Below are 18,472 nucleotides of genomic sequence, written 5' to 3'. Positions count from 1 at the left end.
GCAATAAAGCAATAGCGCTTCCTTATGAAATGAAACACATTTCATTTATGTACGTACTGTATTATTAAAAATATCTTATTTGTAATAATATAAAGCCCTACATCAAAAAAAACTAACACCCTTTGCAGGAATATTATAATTTTTGGTGAATATATATATCTATAGTCAGCGTATTTTATCTATACCTGATTTTCAATTTCTCGTGATGAGTAGCATTCTCATTCCTAAAGGAGTGATTGTAATGAATAATAATCTTATTACAAGCGAAGCATTTAGAACGGTTTTACAAGAAGAGTTAGCAAAATTCCTTCAAGAACTACTAAGTAGATTATCTCAACCACCTACTACACCACACGTGCAAGGTGAATTAGCAAACTTCACTTTCGAACAAGCAAGAATGGAATCGACTGGAAACATAATAGAAAACGGAAAAATACTACTTCGAGCTACAGGTAAAGACATGATTGTAAATCATGATAGTCACTCTGGTAATCATGCTTTAGAAATTCCTGTTAGAGATAGTTCCGGTGGCCACAATGATGCAGCTCGATTCACCCAATTTAATGCTCAAAAAGACCAACAACTTATTATTAGCCTGTGGGCAAAAGGTTCTGGAAAACTTCTTTTGGCCTTTAAAGATATTAATGGCAGTTCCATTGGTGGACCTACAGAATGGCGCGATCTCACATCATCATACAAAAATTATCGACATCATCTGAAGGTTCCGGGAGATTATTCAGGAGCAAACGTGATTAAAGCTTTCTTCCAAGTAAATAATCGCGATGCTTCGACAGCAGCATATGTTGACGATGTTCAAGTGAAAATGGTAGAAAATGGATTACGCGGACAATATTATAACGGAACAAATTTCAATACATTAGTCCATACACAAGTAGACCCAGTTATTGATATCAGACGTGAAACAGGACAACGTCCAGCGCCAAGTGTTAATACCAGTAACTATAGCGTCAGATGGAAGGGATATTATCTAGCAGAAGAAAATACGGTTTCATTCAAAGTGACAACGGATGATGGTGTACGCCTTTGGGTGTATCCTGCTGATTCAGCAAATAAACCTGCCCCAATCATAAATGAATGGAGAAACCAAAGTAAGGTATCCTATACAAGCAATCCTCAATATTTAGAAAAAGGAAAGCTGTATAAAATAGAATATGAATCTTATAATGGACCAGGTGTCTGGGTAGCTAAGTTAGAATCCTCGCTTGATGGAGGAATTACATACAAAGTCATTCCATCAGAAAGCCTGTTCCATGATTCCAATGCATGCAATGTCACAGCTAACTCTTAATTGTGACTCCTTCCATCATTTTAAAAAATACACGGAACAAATATAAATATATCAAACAAGGAACCGATGTCATCTGTACATGGTTCCTTGTTTTTTTACTACTATTATTTTGTTGTTACATGTATAATCTCTTTTTGATCTTCGATACTTTTCAATCAAAAATCAACTAGAGTAGTTGTTCTTTCATAAAAAACGAAGTTTCTATTACAGTTATTTCCCCTGCATACAATATATACATACTGCTTGAAGGATTTATATTTAATACGCTACTAAAAAAAATAATAAGTGTCAATCACCTTTTTAAACATCAAATCTACAGAATATCTATTACGCTAGTATTTCTAATACTATTCTAGTTTTTCATTCCCATTAAATATATTTAATGTATAGTTCGATACAACAGTACTTACTATCTCACTTGTCACTATTTATTCCACAGGTTTAAATTCAAACTTCGTAATTCCTGAGCTCTCATCTTTATGTTGCAATGACACCCAAAATGCCCCTCTATCCACAGAGTATGGAACCCTCCATATATAATCTTCATTCCTGGAAAGTGTATGAATACGTATTTCAGATGAATTATTCCCTGCTACTTGCAAAATAAATTTTGAGTATGGAGATTTTCTTTTATCTACTGTCGATACACCATTTGCTGTTGGGTATGGTGATGCAAATGAATTATATTCACTTGTCGTAGAACGAATATAATCACCATCATACTTTAAAATGTTTTTTGTTTTCCGATAACTCCCATCGGAATCTTTCTTCCATTCTTCAAATTGGATCGTTTCTCCAACTGCTATTACTTGATTTGATGTGGGATTTTCCGTTGACAATTTATACACATATTCACATGGTTGGTTTCGGATTACACGATCCGTTAATTTTATATAACCATCCGAATTTACAGTAATATTTGCTTTTGGTTCAATGCCTAACGGTCTGATGCAATACGCCTTGCCAGCTTTTAAGACCTTTCCATCCGTATCATTTAACTGTTGAACACTACTCGCATAGCTTGGGGTACCAACAGTTATAATAGATATACCCGCCACACACATCATCATTGCTTTTTTGCTAAATTTCATTACTCTCCTCCTATGTAAATTCTTTTTCTATTGTGGGATTTATCCACCACGCATATTTATAATAGACTTCATTTTAATATAAAAACAGTCTGTTTTTATAGATATTCTTTTGATACAATAAAAAAGCATTCACCAAGATAATCTACTTGATAAATTATTTAACTACTAAAACAGAACCGTTTTTATATACGGGAGAAATACCGAACGTATATTCCTTATTTTTTCTTACGTTTAATACTCCTTTTTATCGAATAAGCTTGTGTTTTAATAGGATAGGATTCGCTTTCATACCGTTTCATATCTGTTTGACAGTCTGTATCCTTTTCTTGCACATGTATCCACTGCGATTTTTTTATAAATATATTCATTCATCAAAAACTATTATAATATGAAAATTTTCACATGTTAAATGTACCACCATGCAAACTTGAAAAAATAGAGGCTGTTTCTCTATTTTTCTTCTATTCTCTTTATTTCTTCTAAAATATCATTGATTATAAGAACGTTTGCTATACTATTCGCTATTCTCTCCCTTCAGGTTATGAATACAGTTAAATTAACACTTGATGAAGTGTGTAATATATAATTCATTATAAACGCATCCGGTATTTGATGTTACATAACTGTCGAATATTATCACCAAAAAGTTTTTGTTAATCTGATACATACGTCTACTTTAGAATCATGCGATGATGATGTAAGAGATGGTTTCAACCCAACAGTAAACCAAAATCAAAATTGAACCGTATAAAAGGCTGAATGCGACAATACAAAAGGTTTTGCGACGCCCATAGTATTCAACACAGTGAGTGAGGCCCTAACATATCATTTTATTTATCTCATTTGAAGAATACCAATTTTATGTACGAAAAAGACACCACAACTATCTCTACACTACTACTATAAAAAATAGTAGTACGAACCAAAGCCTTGGCCTGTACTACTAATCTTAGTATATTGTAAACTATCCTATCGAATGACCTCCATCGTTGTGTACGGTTATTGAATCATGTCCCCATTTGGTTTTCGAAATAATTCCCACTCAATTCGGAGATCCATATACGTAACAAAATCATCGTATACATCTAATAAATCTACCGCTTGCACAAATTGTTGGATCAATTCCATATGTGCCTCTTTCATTAAGCGTAATTCTTCTTCAACATCAGATTTATTTTCAGTTTTCCTATGCATGCCTATCCCTCCTTTTTTAATAAATGAACATGTTTTCCAATCCATTCGTAAATCCTCTCAAACTAAAGTAAACCCGTTCAATCATGTTTCACTTTTTCTACCTTCGAAATCCCCTTTTATATAACATGATGGATAATAACGCTACTAAACTGATGATATGCAAAGAATCGAACCTTGTAGGGTGGGTTGTTTTTCACAAATACAATAGATTCCTATACACACGATTCTTGTTTAAAACGTATATATAAATCTGTTTCTCTACTAAAAAAACATAAATAAAGTTATGTTCTCTATGGATTTTCTACCTTAAAGTAGATGATGATATTGCTTTGCATTTCACATCAAATATTTCTAGATAAATGTGTATCTAGGGATTTTTTGATGTTTTGTTTGGTAATATGAGATGTGTGATAAAAGTAGATCACTCTTGTACATTTAGTAAATTTATGTACTACTTTTGTTTCTTTAGGTATAGATGTATTCATTTTATGAATTGAGCATATTTTCTGATATAAGTTCATTTTTCCCACTTGTATAAGTATACAAACACTCGGTTCTCTCCGCAATGATGCACTGTATACATACAATACAAAAATAAGATATGTACACCTATTTTAACTTTATGTACGAATCAGTCTGCTCAGACTAGCCATCTCATATATACAATTCTCTAATTGCTCACATGATACCTCCAAATATCTTATAAAAACTCATTCATCTGGTATAGCCTATGTAAAGAAAAAATCGTGCATAAAATAATATAACTATGAGAACAAATAAAAATGGGTGTTTTGTTTTAATACAAGTGGCTTTTTATAAAGTTACACCACACAACCCACAGGATTGCAAACCCTTCATCATACGTCATGTATTTGGAAAAGAATCGAAAATATTCATGCTATATAAACAAAAACGCAGTTCATAACTGAACTGCGTTTTTCAACATATAATAAATCACAACTAGTACTTAGAATTGTGTAGAATCTATCTGTAATCAACTCAAGGTCTTACCTATCTAGACATTGAATACCATAAGCACCTTAGTGTTCAATTGAATAAACTAATTTCTTCTTAATTTGTTTCCTATTTTTCACAAAATTTATATGATACAATAGAAAATCTTCAAATGTCAAATCAGACGAATGCAACATTTTCTTGAAAGCACTTCCGGACATTAAACCAGGAATTGAATTTCCCTCTAAAAAATAAATATTGCCTAAAGGGTCTACGATAAAATCAAATCTACACATAAATGATAATTCAAATCCTACAAATAATTTTTCTGTTATGTTTGTAAGCTTCGTAAATAAATCCTCTTTATCAGAAACAACTCTAATATCGATATGTCCTTTTTGGTGTTTCTCTGTATGGCCTAAAAAATTTCTTTTTGTTTTTGCTTCAATAATTGGTAATGTCACGAGGTCATCGTTCATGAGTATACACCCTACTGTATACTCGATACCTTTAATAAACTCCTGAATAATTACCTGTGTATCGTATTTTAATATTTCTTCTATTACTTCTTTTAATTTTTCCAAGCTAATTTCTTTATAACTATCAGTAAAATGGGAAGCCCCCATTTTATTTGGTTTGATTACACATTCTTTTCCGTCTAATTCCAAAATAATTTGTTCCAGTAACTTGTCATCATCGGATTCACTCACTTTCCATGTTTTAGGAATGAATAATTCAGGATGACAAATAGACTGTGCTAAAATAGACTGTGCCCATTTGTTCATAGTTAAAGAAGAGGCGAATACTGATTCATAGCTACCACGTAAATCTAATATATCCGCAAGACCTTGCCAACTCCCATCTTCACCTTCATTACCATGCAATAGATTTAACTGATAGGTAGGATCTTTATATAGCATCTCAATAAATGTTGAAACATTCAATTTTTCTCCTTGTAATAACTCCTCCTCTGTCATAGGAAACGGGAATGTATCATGCAAGAAAAACTCTCCGTCTCTAGAAATATAGAATACTTTCGTTAGTACTATTTTCGTGTATGGGGTGTTTTGTTGCTCTTTCAGTATGCCTTGATAAGATAATAGGGACGCATCATGTTCGGTTGAACGGCCGCCCATTAAAATACAATAGTTTTCCATGGTCATCATCCTTTTTTACACATAATATAATTCATAGCATCATCTTGCTTCCATAAAGTCACATCAAAGTACCCTTTGAACAAATTCAAAGCATCTTCTTCCGTTAGTCCAAATGTATCCGCTTTAAATGGTTGCTTATCTAACCAAGATTGTGGCTTTGGTTTAAATATTCTAGAAAATAATACACCGTCATCCTTAAGGACTCTATGTATTTGGATAATAGCATCTCCTAATAATTCTGTAGGCATACAATGTAAACAACCAATATCAAGTACAAATTCAAAAAAACAATCTTCAAATGGAATATCTGTTGCGCTACCTACTATAAAATTTTCAGGTTTATTGACTAGTTCTTTACATTTTGTTATCGCTGTAGTAGATATATCAATACCATAAACATCTGTATAGGACTTTTCTAAAAGAATCGCATTTTTCCCTACACCACATCCCAAATCTAATATTTTCGTTTCTTTATTCAATGTAAATTTCTTAAATTCATCTAATACATCAAATTCACGTGGCACAAAATTCCAAGGGACAGTATATAAATCTTGATATACCTCCTTACTGGAAACTTTTTCACTACCTTTTTTAAAAACAAATTGTTCTGGATAACATATTAAATACGCGGGTAAGGTTATAAACCCATCAAGTAGCAGTAACTTCTCCAGTTCACTATTTAAGTAATCTCTACTAATTACCACCGGTACCTGATGATTTCCTAATCGATAACAAATTCTAGATATCAGCTTTATTATTTCATTTTGTTCTTCATTTTTTAAAGACATTATGTCTTTATCCACTGTAAAGTTGAATCTATGATATTTTATTTCAATCATGACTTTACCGATTGTATTGTTTGTCTGCGTAACCCTAAACTCACACGGATAAAGAACCTCATTATTTATTTCCCTATTAATATTTGCATGTATTTCGAAGTTAGGGCCAACAGTAAAATAGTTAAGCGTTTTCATTTTTGGATCTCCATTCCTTGAATAGTGTATAGAGTTCTGGTTGCGATTTTAAAAACAATTCATCATGAGGCGTTATATACCTTATAGCTATTAAAGGAATCGGTGATTTTGCCACATAAAAATCTTCATTTCGAATACTTCTATCCACATTTTCTTCAAAAAACTCTCCACAAGTCACTCCATTTTGAATAAAATAGGGTTTGACTTCACTTCTGACTTTTTTTAAAAGCTCTGCGTTATTCTTATTTAAATATGGAAAAGCAACGATGAATGATTTATATATTGCTGATTCATCAGGGAAAGTAGGTGTTATTTCCAAAAATTCATTCATGCAATGAATCATATACTCTACAAGTTGACTGATATCCTCCATATTTTCTTTTGGAAATGTAAGGTAGATAGATTCTATATCAAGCGCTTTAGGAACAAATGGGCAGATAGCTCCCTTTCTCTTTATATGAGGCGTTGGTTTTGCAATTGTATTTTCAATCCAATCTAATAATTCCTTCATCCAGGAATGCGTTTCTTCTATGCCTAAGCCTAGATTGAGTTCTGCCTTAAAATGATTCAAAGGTAAAATTTCATGGGTCATGAGCAAGTCATCTCCTGTTCTTCATGTAAATAGAAAGCCATACAACTTTCTATTAAACATTCGAGCGAGTCAATAATAGGAATTTCAATGTGCTCTATAGTTGGTATTTGCCATAAGTCTGTGCACCCTAACACAATACAATCTACTTTCTTTTCTAATTTTTTACATATGTTGATTAGCATTTCTTCTTTGTATTGACCATTTAATATTTGAGTTATTACATTATTTATTTCTAATTGGTCTTCAACTGAAGGGTAAATTAACTCTAGATTACATTGTTCCGCATATTTTTCATAGACTTTTAAATATCTAGTACTATTAGAGCAAATTATGCCTATACGTTGAAATCCTCTTTTTAATACCTCTTTGATGGTTTCCTCTACAATGTGTATAAACTCACTTTATGCTCTGTTGTGATGGGCTCAATCACTGAATGGAGTGTATTACATGGTAATACGATTGTATTCGAGCCACTTCTTATTAACCTTTGTACACATTCTTTTAAAAGCTCTTCCATTTGTTCTTTTATTACTGGGGTTACAATGCTTTTAATAAAAGATTCCTCTATTTCCTTATTTATGGGTAGATTATCTATCACTAAACTTGGATAGTGCCCCTTCGTCCGTTAAAAGAAACGTTTTACTAATTCCTTATAAAGCTGAGCAGTTGTTTCAGGACCAACTCCTCCAATAACACCAAGCGGCATATCTTTTTGTTTTATAAATGGTTTGGTTCGCATGATTTACTCCTTTCTACTAGAAGTCATTTATTATGGCGGAGAACAAATCATCATTTATATTTCCTCCGGATATGATACAAATACAGTTTCCCGCACGTTTCTTACTTTCTTCCATAGCTGCGGCAAAACTCGCTGCACCAGCACCTTCACTTTTCATACCATTCTCTTCCCACAGTATCTTTATAGCTCTTTTAATGGAATGTTCACTAACGGTCATGATTTCCGGCTTATATTTATTGCATATCTCAAAGGGGATTCTTCCGACTTCCCTGACCAACAAACCTTCGGCAAATCCTGAACATTCATTAATCCGGATCCTTTCCCCGCTATCTAAGGAAAGCTTCATAGCAGGTGCTGAATCAAGTTCTACACCAATAATGTTCTTTTCGCTTTTCCAATGTTCAAGACAGGCACTAATGAGTCCGCCTCCCCCAATCGGCACATAAACTGTATCAAACTGGATGTTGGAACAATCGATTTCACGGCATAAAGTTTTATGCCCTTCTATTATGTCTATATCATCAAAACTAGATATAAAAATTAAATTGTTGTTCAGGGCATATTTTTTTGCTTCTATTTCACACCGTGTATAGTCCCCATCAATAAATATGATTTCTACATGTATATTTTCTATTATTCCTTCAATTTTTTTAAGAGGGGTCAATTTAGGTAAAAAGATTATTGCTTTTAAACCTAATACAGATGCAGCTAATGTCAAGCCTTTTGCATGGTTACCTGTAGAAGCTGTTACAACTTTTGTACCTGTGGGATATTTGGATAATTTATTTACATTCCCACGAAATTTAAATGCGCCAGATGTTTGTTGCGTTTCATTCTTCACATAAATTTTCCCACAATAACTTGTATGTTTGCAATATTTCATTTCTTCTAAAGGCGTCTCTATTACATAATCAGTCGTACTATTCATGTCATTCACCTACTTACCTTCATTAAAGATGCTAATCAGCTTCATTTTCAGTAAAGATGCGATACCGAAAATCCAAACGATATTGTAGATTACAAGATGTTACAATATAGGAATATGCATTTGGAAACGATTTCATTTTATGCGTTTATCAATCTTTTCACACTATACACCTACTTATTTAAACAGATTGCGACTCACTATACAGAAAGGAAAATTAGCCTAAAAACATGACAATCCCCTCTGTTCTAACCAGCTTTATTTAAAATTGGATTATAAAAAAAGCTACAATTCACCTCCTTCCTTTTCTATATATGAGATAAGAGATGCATCCCATGATATCCAATACTACATGTAACCTCCAAAAAAATAGACGGTTGTAGTACAGTAAAATTAGATGTTTTATCTCTTGATAACCTAACACTATCACATTTTGTACACAAAATGAATACTTTTATATTGTGATTGTATTATTTTTTTAGATACACAATTTCAAATAATAATTTTTTCCATTTATAATAGTGTGTAATGAATCCACTGAACATTCAAAACTGTTCATATCTGTATCAACTATTGATTTTGCCCATTGAATAAGTTCTTGTATTCTATCAATACTCATATCTTCACCTTGCACATAACTTCTTGGTAGCGAAAGAAACTTGCTATTCACATAACTCAACTTTTGAACATGGGGTGTGATTTCTATAATACTCGAATTCAGTACCACATTATCTTGATATAATCAAGTTCTTGCAAAGCAAATGCCATCATTTATAATTGTTTATCTACTTTTTTGTTAATCAGTGACGTTTGACTATATACTTTATTTACCACAGAGCAAATTGCAGGTAAATATGTATTTAGAATACCTTCAATTTGTACAAGCCCTGTATTAATGGACTTTGAGAGTTCCGATTGATCATTTGCTAAACTTCGAAGCTGTAGTAGTATGTCTTCAAAGAACCCTTGATTTTGCAAACATGCTATCCATAAACCCATATACACCGTTAAAGTCATCAATAAAGTCTGGAAGAGCTTTTAGTCTAGGTATCAGTTTTGTAGTAACCATACCAAATCATCCTCTCAATATAGGTTAAGAATTATACGTAAAAATGGAGATTTTTGTAAAACCCTAATGTTTTACTTACAAAAGTATATTCTTTTTTGTAACTACCATATTGTTTTATCAACAATTAACCACAAACCTAGAATATTTAAAATTAAAACAAATGACACAACATTTAGGGGAAGTCGTTGATTTTAGTATTAATAATCAATTGTCATTCGTGGAAGCACTGGTCAAGCTGACAAACTATGAAATTGATGTAAGAGAACAAAATATGATTCACTCTATGGTAAAAATGGGTGCATTCCCTCATAGAAAGGAGATTGATGCATTTGATTTTGAATTCCAGCCAAGTATTAATAAACAACAAATCTTAGATTTTATTTCTCTACGTTTCCTAGAACAACAAGAAAACATAGTATTTTTAGGACCTAGTGGTGTTGGGAAAACCCATTTAGCGACATCGGTAGGTATAGCAGCAGCTAAAAAACGAACAAGCACTTATTTTATTAAGTGTCATGATTTACTTCAAAATTTGAAGCGTGCAAAGCTTGAGAATCGTCTAGAATCAAGATTAAAACACTACACAAAGTATAAATTGCTTATCATCGATGAAATTGGGTATTTACCAATTGATCCGGAGGATGCAAAATTATTTTTCCAACTCATTGATATGCGTTATGAAAAACGTAGTACGATTTTAACTACGAATGTAAATTTCAAATCATGGGATGAAATCTTTTAGGACCCTAAAATAGCTAATGCCATACTAGATCGTGTATTACATCACGCTACCGTTGTTAGCATTGTAGGACAATCATATCGAATTAAAGATCATTTCAATAAAGAAAACGATTAAATTTGTACATGCTTAAACAAGTGAAAATGTACATAATCATCTTGACATTTACACTTTTTCCGCTCATTTTTTCTTCTCTCCTTACTTTGATGTATGATTTTTATCATAAAAGAGATAGCGGAACTTTGGGAAGTAAAAAAAGAACAACATTCTTTTTTACAATCTGACATTTCACAATGAAGTTGATATAAAAATAAACACGATGTGCTTTCTTCACCTTATTTCCTCCAGCTATTGTAAGTCTAATCCTACACTAGAAAGAATTATAATTCCAAAATGCTAACAACAAATATATTCCTGTCTGAAAATATACATTTTGTATACAAAATTCACACAAACTCCACATACAGATTATATACTTGTAAAAATAGAATAATATTCTACTATTACAAGTATATAATGAAAAGGGGTATAACGACATGTTACAAGACAAGAACAAACTATTTTTCACAGGTATCTCCGCACTTACAATTATGGCTAGTGGACTCACTATATTTAGTCCAACCGCATCAGCCCATACGCAAAAAGGGAGCCCCGCTCTTCACGCATTACAAGGAACAGAATTTTCAGACGGAAATGGACAAGTCATTTCTCCAGGTACTTTTGCAACAATTAGTCCTTATTGGCTCATCAATGATTCGAATGACCAATTACTCAATTTTTACAATCAAGTAAAACAAAGACTACTAGACAAAACGAACACCGAACAAAATATGTTGAAATTAGATGAATATCTAAATGATTTATGGTTTGTCGGAGCTATCAGTGAATTGTACGCCACTCCTAATGACTACAATAAACGTGTAGAAGCCTCTCAACTTGTTAGATGGTATAAAAATAATAACGTCGCACGTCCCACTTTCGAAATTTTAGAAAGTAAACTTGAAAACGTAGAACCGATTTTAGATATCACCGAGCCGATTGGTTATTTCGCCACCGAATCAGATTATACAAATAACTCCCCTCATAAAGGAGAATATTTGATACCTGGTTGGTCAAATACGACCTCGACCACCTATAATACAACTACGACAAAAGGTTTTAGTATAGGGGCGAACAGTGGAATTGAAATTCCATTACCATTTATAGATAAACTAGGTTTGACCGGAAGCTATAACTTTTCAAAAGTAGAAAATGTATCAAAAACGGAGAGTACAACCTTAACCATACCAGTTCAAACCATACAGGTTTCGCCATTTTCACATTCAAAAACTAGTTTCTATTTTCAAAAGCACCAGTATCGAGCTAAGTTTGATGTAACTGCTACATTTAAAGCAGAAGTTGGGAGAGATGCTGAATACACGAACAAACGAAGTGCTTTCTATTTGCTAGCAAAATATAATGCGTATCTTCCAAAAGGGATTGTAGTTGAGCATGGTGGGAAATTAACCCTTGAAGGTAAAGGGGAAATCAGTGTTCCAAACCATATAAATGGATTTAAGTTGGTAAAAGAGACAAAAGAAACCCCTCTTTCAGGTGGAGAAGGAAAAATAACAAAAGAGTTATATACAAAAGAGCCACATACACACAAGTTAATGCCTGATGTCTCTCAACCTTAAATAGTCCACTCCTATCTTACAAAACATAAGTAGTGATTTGATTACAAAAAGAGAAAAAAATCCAATGATAGAGTTGTATTTTTTTCTCTTTGTCTTTACCTCCGTGTTCTTTCTTACCTGTTTACATAGGATCCATTTGTAGTTATAAATCTTAAGTTTCTTTTTATGATATGTGTACCTTAAAACAATGTATTTCATTTTATCATGTTCCTCTCTTTTGTCTCTCTTCCTCAGATTTCAATCATAAATATCAAATCTCTTGATTACCACAATTACATGTAAACATCGCTACTGGTGGTAATATCCATATTATCTGATTCAATTTTTCACACAGCATATCTTTAATTTTATAAAAAATAATAGTAAAGATATGCTATCTCATTATCCATTACTGTTTCCTTATTTGAATCTCCTTGCATACTATTTTAAATTTTGATTCATACTATAACATAAGCTCAATAATTGTTTGTTTTCTTTAAACGAATTCTGTATTTACTTTATCCCCTTTTTCCGAACAAAGCAGTTAGCACTTGCTAACTGCTTTGTTATAATACTCTTTAGGATGAATATAACCCCCGTTTACTCATTTGATTCCGTAAACTGGCTGCTGGTACTTCAAGGTATGTAGCTATTTTCGGCCAACTCCATCCTTTTTTTCTTAACCCCTCAGCTCGCTGACAACAGTCATCCCATTTTTTTCGGCTACGCTCTTGTATTTCAGATTGCGTTATGCCAGCCCATACACCTCTTTTTTTCATTTGATCACGCAAAGTGGTAGTATGGCACCCCATTTTTTTTGCGATACTTGTGATTCCTATACCTTGATTATATAAAGTTGCTGCTTCCTGGCATATAGTATCCCATTTTTCCGGTGTATTGGCTGGGTACTTCTTTTCACATATTTCTTTTGCCAAACTAGACAATTCTCGTCCTGCTTCACAATGTTGAGCGCACTCTATAAGCGCTTTTTTTTGATAATCACATTCTTGACAATATTGGTCTTGTAAATCTAAAATGCGTATTCTTTTTTCCTTTACTTTCATAATATATACTCCTTGCTTTTCTTTTTCTCCATTATAACAATTCAAAACTTGGGTTTATACCTCTAGGTGCACGTGAATTTGTTTTTTCTGTATATTATAAATAATCACTACATGTTTGTATTTACTCATGCGAAAACATAATATATTCCACAATTTAAAGAACTATTGGATTAACTCTCTATGAATAACCACCATTTTCTTTGCACATACTGTCTACAGGTCTACCCATATCAAATTTACTACCAATTTATAAACAGTGGTATACTCCTGAAAGGCCTAATTGCTAGTTGCTTAATTTTTTGTATGTATCTTGAATATTTGATCATACTAATAATGTGCCAACTCGATTTATATTTGCTATCGTTTTATCCTCTCTCTTGAATCCCTTGAATTAGGGATTCTTTTTTTATCTTTTCACCCGTTTGTCACCTTTTAGTTCCTCACCAAAGCATTTTGCTGGTTTAATTTCTAAAAATTCATTTCAAAATACAAGTAAATCACACTTGGATGAAATAAGAGTGTTTTACTTGTATTTTATTCGCGTTATATACGGTTAATACTGCGGAATGTCACACTATAACACATATTCTCTACTTAAATTAAATAAGTAAATTACATAGCAAAAGAAGAGATTCTTCTTTTGAGTAATCTCTTCTTTTACTATAAGTTATAATTATCACACAGAAAATTCTTAAACCTTTGTTAGGGGGCAAAGATTTAAAAAGAAGTTTAACATAATCTTACTTTACACTACTAGGAGATAAATGAAATTGATAATATTTTTTTCTTAACAATCCCTCTATTCTGAATATTAAGTTTAATGTTTTTCATCTATTATTATATAAATTCCGTTTCACATTTTAACACTTGTTCAGTTCCTAGTCTTTGAAGTACTTTTTCAGTAAATTTAGAAGGGTCTTCTAAAAAAGAAAGAACGGAAGTTTTTATTTCTTTTTGTGATGCGTTGAAACGATTCACAATGACACTTTCTTTTAACTATTCCTAAATACGTTCCAACAAATTGAAATTTGAAGAATACGATGGTTAAAATAGGAGTGTTAGCCGTTGGCTATTTTACTTTCAATAGCTTTGTATGATGAATACGGGCATTGTCTATGCGCCTCATTATGATTTGATATTAAGCAGTATAACCATTTTTACCATAGTTAAAACATCTAACGTAACTTATATAGAAGGTGTAGCGCGGCAAGTAAGATTCCAAATAAAAAATATAGCTATACATCAAGAACAGCATTTCTCCTCCCCTCTCTTCAGAAACTCTAAATAACCCCTGCCAAACACATCAAAGTAATAAAACTAAATATCTTTATATAATAATATACACTTACACCTATGATATGTCTAGGTGTAAGAAATCACTTTCGATTACCCTGAATTTTCTGAACTAAAACATCATATAAAATCCACTTACCTCTAAAGAATCTACATATATACTCCAGATTAATACTTTAATATGGCAGCAAGGAGGTTAGAGAACATGAATTTTATCAAACGATCATTTTTAAGTTTACAATCAAGAAAGGGAAAATCACTTATACTACTTGCTGTTTTTCTAGTTGTCATTAATTGGGTATTAGCTGGATTTACGATTCAAAGTGCGTCCAGTAAAGCAACAGATTTAGCTAGACAACAATTAGGAGCTAATATCAACTTACAAATTGATATTAATAAGTATTTGGAAGAGCAAAGTAGAAATCAAAATGCTAATGGAGTAAGAATGGTACCTAGTATCGAAAAAAACGAGGCTGATAAATTAAAAAAATCTAAGTACTTAGACCGCTATAATTATCTGAAAAGCGCTAGTGCTGAGCTAAAAGATCTTTATCATGTTGAAGCACCTGGAGGCGCTCAATCATTTGGACCCAATCATAATTTGAATTTTACTTTACAAGGTGTTAGAGACTTTTCTGCATTAGAATCTGCCCAAAATAAAAAATTAAAGCTTGTTGAAGGAGCTGAAATAACGCCAAAAACAGTAGGAAAAAAAGTGGCTATGATTGAAAAAAGACTAGCTGAAAAAAACAATTTAAAAGTGGGCGATAAACTACAAATAGGTGAAGTAATGGATGAGGAACTTAACACGACCGAGCTAGAAATTATAGGTATATACGAGTCTAAAGAAGTGGCTCCCTCTTTTGGAGGACAATCTTTTGCTTTATTAGAGCCTGCTAATCAAATATATGTACCGTATTCTGTTATGAATTCAATGGAAAAGGCAATCTATTCATTAAAGGACCCTAAGGATATTGATGCATTTAAAGAGGAAGCAAAAAAATTAGGGTTACCAGCGTACTATGAATTAGATGCGCAAGATAATGTTTATAAACAAATGATTGGTCCAATCGAAAATATTGCATCTTTTTCGAAAACGATTGTAATTATGGTGTCTATTGCAGGTGCAACGATTTTAGGATTAATCATTATGCTCTCTATTAAGGAACGTAGAAAAGAAATGGGAATTTTGTTATCTATAGGCGAGAAAAAGTGGAAGTTAATGGGTCAATTACTAGTTGAGGTAGTATGTATTGCTGTATTAGCATTTGGTTTATCTTTCGCAACAGGTGAGAAAATGTCCCAAAAAATTGGTGATAATCTATTATCTAGCGAAATAGCAAAGAATGCTGATAAACCGGAAGATCCGATAGCAAAATTCAGTGGTAATCCTACTGCAGAAGTTGATCCAATTGATCATATCGATGTAAGTATTTCAACTAAAGATTTAGGTAAGGTAGGAGGGATTGGATTAGGAATCACTATACTGGCAACGATTCTTCCCGTACTATCCATTCTTCGTTTACATCCAAAACAGATTTTATTAAAAGACGAATAAGGAGACTTAATATGGAGACAATTTTAAAATTTAAAAACTTACATTATTATTATGAAAGTAATGGAAAAAAAGTAACGATATTAGATAATGTTAACTTTTCTTTTCAAAAAGGGCATTTCTACACAATTTTAGGTCCATCCGGTTCAGGTAAAACAACAACGCTTAGTTTAGCCAGTGGATTAGATGTTCCCAAAAGTGGACATGTCTTATATAAAGGCACGGATACACGTAAAATTGGCCTCGATTCTTACCGAAATCAATTTGTATCCATTATCTTTCAATCTTATAATCTCATTACTTATATGACCGCCCTTCAAAATGTTATAACAGCAATGGAAATAACAGGAGTCGTTGTACAAGATAAAAAGTCACGAGCATTGGATCTACTTCAAAAAGTTGGATTGACGGAACTAGAAGCAACAAGAAATGTATTACAGCTTAGCGGTGGTCAACAACAACGTGTCGCAATCGCTCGTGCATTATCTTGTAATGTAGATTTGTTAATTGCAGATGAACCGACTGGAAACTTAGATCAAGAAACGTCCATGGAAATTATTGAATTGTTTAAAGAGTTAGCACATAAAGAAAAGAAATGTATTATTGTTGTCACTCATTCACAAGACGTAGCCAAGCATTCAGACAAAGTTATTTATCTACAAAAACAGAATTTAGTTATGCTTGATGTTTCTTGAACAATTCATATGTTTACTTTAGAGAAAATATAACACGGGATAACTTAAAAGTAACTGTAAATTCAATTTATACACTTTTAATACAGAAGAGATGCTACAACTAAAATAGAATGACAGATACATGGATGAATGTCTGTGTTGGTAGTAGCCTATTTATAATTGGTATGATAATAGGCTACGTAACACATGTTATGATTCAAAAAGACATCAGTGAATTTAACCAAGATCAAGTAGATACTTTCCAAGATGAGATAACATCGAATCAAAGCCCCCCATTTATTGAAGGTGGCAATTCAGAACACGGTACTACTAAAGAATATAATGAAAACGAGGTGAGATTTACCCCCCAGTAAAGAGTTAATAACATATCACTTCTTTAAATAAGTCAACAACCGGTTCCTTACCATACAAGAAACCTGTTAATTTCTATACAAAATATGTATAAAAATAAAAACCTTTTATTCCTACCGTTTTAATTCTTAGCTATGAACCTCCCTAGTGCGTCTCTACCAGAATGCCCCTTCGATCTTTTAGTTTCTGCATTATATTTACTAAGACCTACTGACCAGCCGATTCCGAATTCTTCTTCCGCTTTCGAAAAATGATTATAGTTTAATGAATCAAGTTATTGAACAAAACGGAGAGAAAAAATGAGAGTTGGATATGTTCGCGTATCTACAATTGATCAAAATTTAGACTTACACATTGATACGATAAGATATTTCAAGATAAAATAAGTGAAGTTAAAGATAAAAGACCAAGTTTAGAGGAAGCGCTTCAATATGTAAGACCTGGTGATTCTTTAGTAGTTTGGCGCATGGATCGCCTAGGTCGTCCCATGCGTCATCTTATTCAGATTATTCATGAATTGAATGAAGGAGGGATTAGTTTTTATAGTATTCATGAAAATATTACAATTAAACGGATGGTAAATGGTAGAGCAAGTTTACATGTACTGGCCAAACGCGTTCTCTATAGATTGTGAATTTATTATGTCAAAAAAACAAAGCAAATAGATACTATTCTAAGTCGTAAGTACTCCCCAAAAGTTCGTAAGAACCACTTTTATTCTGCACTAAACAAATGGAACCGTTACAGCTTCTCTTATCCTTTACATCTAGAATGCAAAAAATACATCCGCAGGATTTCAAATGCTTCGTCATACTTCACATATGATAAACGGAATCGAGATTATTCATGCCCTATATAAACAAAGGCGGAATCTTCAAATGAAGAGATTACGCCTTTTCAACATACAATGAACTGCCCACCTAAACTTTGTTCCTTTACCACCCCACCTGTCTATGCTTTTTTCACTCCTTACACCAGAACTATTGTTTATTCGATAGATAATGGAATGATTACTAAAAATTTCACGCCTTGTTTGGTATTATTTATAGAATATGTGATAAAAAGCGATTCGAATATGTGTTTTACAATATATAGCCCTCACCGACTGGGGGGCGG

Annotated in this window: 14 protein-coding genes and 2 pseudogenes; 7 read left to right on the top strand and 9 right to left on the bottom strand. The window is 32.6% G+C overall.

Features of this window, described 5'->3' with window-relative positions; translation table 11 throughout:
- Positions 1–241: 241 nt before the first annotated feature.
- Positions 242–1,309, top strand: a complete 1,068-nt coding sequence (locus MR169_RS20015; RefSeq protein WP_242319905.1) for a PA14 domain-containing protein — start codon at positions 242–244, stop codon at positions 1,307–1,309.
- Between the two features lie 428 nt (positions 1,310–1,737).
- Here MR169_RS20015 and MR169_RS20010 read toward each other — a convergent pair whose 3' ends face one another.
- The 8 genes from MR169_RS20010 to MR169_RS19980 all read right to left on the bottom strand — a co-directional run bounded on the left by MR169_RS20010 (position 1,738) and on the right by MR169_RS19980 (position 9,913).
- Positions 1,738–2,400: a hypothetical protein gene (locus MR169_RS20010; RefSeq protein WP_242319904.1), complete on the bottom strand. Its 663-nt coding sequence runs from the start codon at positions 2,398–2,400 to the stop codon at positions 1,738–1,740.
- Between the two features lie 999 nt (positions 2,401–3,399).
- Entirely contained in the window at positions 3,400–3,594 is a 195-nt protein-coding gene (locus tag MR169_RS20005) for a hypothetical protein (RefSeq protein ID WP_242319903.1), read from the bottom strand.
- 1,040 nt (positions 3,595–4,634) lie between these two features.
- On the bottom strand, positions 4,635–5,705 hold the full coding sequence (locus MR169_RS20000; protein ID WP_242319902.1) for a D-alanine--D-alanine ligase family protein: 1,071 nt from the start codon (positions 5,703–5,705) through the stop codon (positions 4,635–4,637).
- A 5-nt stretch (positions 5,706–5,710) separates the two neighbouring features.
- A complete protein-coding gene (locus tag MR169_RS19995) occupies positions 5,711–6,679 on the bottom strand; it encodes a class I SAM-dependent methyltransferase (protein WP_242319901.1) in 969 nt (322 codons plus the stop codon).
- The gene (locus tag MR169_RS19990) at positions 6,666–7,271 is read right to left on the bottom strand and encodes a DUF6875 domain-containing protein (RefSeq protein WP_242319900.1); all 606 of its coding nucleotides are present in this window, start codon (positions 7,269–7,271) and stop codon (positions 6,666–6,668) included. The genes MR169_RS19995 and MR169_RS19990 overlap by 14 nt, the downstream gene beginning before the upstream one ends.
- Positions 7,268–7,657 (bottom strand): aspartate/glutamate racemase family protein, encoded by a 390-nt coding sequence (locus tag MR169_RS28510; protein WP_481746819.1) that lies wholly within the window; start codon positions 7,655–7,657, stop codon positions 7,268–7,270. Before MR169_RS28510 ends, MR169_RS19990 begins: the two co-directional genes overlap by 4 nt.
- Positions 7,658–8,026: 369 nt before the next feature.
- A complete protein-coding gene (locus MR169_RS19985; RefSeq protein ID WP_242319899.1) occupies positions 8,027–8,938 on the bottom strand; it encodes a threonine ammonia-lyase in 912 nt (303 codons plus the stop codon).
- A 768-nt stretch (positions 8,939–9,706) separates the two neighbouring features.
- Positions 9,707–9,913 (bottom strand): hypothetical protein, encoded by a 207-nt coding sequence (locus MR169_RS19980; RefSeq protein WP_242319898.1) that lies wholly within the window; start codon positions 9,911–9,913, stop codon positions 9,707–9,709.
- A 197-nt stretch (positions 9,914–10,110) separates the two neighbouring features.
- Here MR169_RS19980 and istB point away from each other — a divergent pair.
- A pseudogene (gene istB, locus MR169_RS19975) lies at positions 10,111–10,860 on the top strand (IS21-like element IS232 family helper ATPase IstB).
- 419 nt (positions 10,861–11,279) lie between these two features.
- Entirely contained in the window at positions 11,280–12,419 is a 1,140-nt protein-coding gene (locus MR169_RS19970; RefSeq protein ID WP_242319897.1) for an ETX/MTX2 family pore-forming toxin, read from the top strand.
- A 557-nt stretch (positions 12,420–12,976) separates the two neighbouring features.
- Here MR169_RS19970 and MR169_RS19965 read toward each other — a convergent pair.
- The gene (locus tag MR169_RS19965) at positions 12,977–13,462 is read right to left on the bottom strand and encodes a hypothetical protein (RefSeq protein ID WP_242319896.1); all 486 of its coding nucleotides are present in this window, start codon (positions 13,460–13,462) and stop codon (positions 12,977–12,979) included.
- Positions 13,463–14,960: 1,498 nt separating this feature from the next.
- Between MR169_RS19965 and MR169_RS19960 the strand changes: the two genes are divergently transcribed.
- From MR169_RS19960 to MR169_RS19945, 4 genes and pseudogenes are all read left to right on the top strand, one after another.
- Positions 14,961–16,313 carry an ABC transporter permease gene (locus MR169_RS19960; RefSeq protein WP_242319895.1) on the top strand — a complete coding sequence of 451 codons (1,353 nt, stop codon included), beginning with the start codon at positions 14,961–14,963 and terminating at the stop codon, positions 16,311–16,313.
- 11 nt (positions 16,314–16,324) lie between these two features.
- On the top strand, positions 16,325–17,005 hold the full coding sequence (locus MR169_RS19955) for an ABC transporter ATP-binding protein (protein WP_242319894.1): 681 nt from the start codon (positions 16,325–16,327) through the stop codon (positions 17,003–17,005).
- Between the two features lie 718 nt (positions 17,006–17,723).
- Positions 17,724–17,990 carry a recombinase family protein gene (locus tag MR169_RS19950; protein ID WP_481746818.1) on the top strand — a complete coding sequence of 89 codons (267 nt, stop codon included), beginning with the start codon at positions 17,724–17,726 and terminating at the stop codon, positions 17,988–17,990.
- Positions 17,991–18,141: 151 nt separating this feature from the next.
- Positions 18,142–18,280 (top strand): annotated as a pseudogene (locus tag MR169_RS19945) (IS6 family transposase); the annotation flags it as partial.
- Between the last annotated feature and the right edge of the window lie 192 nt (positions 18,281–18,472).

Source organism: Bacillus cereus group sp. BfR-BA-01349 (genome assembly GCF_022663795.1).
Taxonomy (GTDB): domain Bacteria; phylum Bacillota; class Bacilli; order Bacillales; family Bacillaceae_G; genus Bacillus_A; species Bacillus_A cereus.
This window is presented reverse-complemented; position numbering and strand designations above follow the sequence as displayed.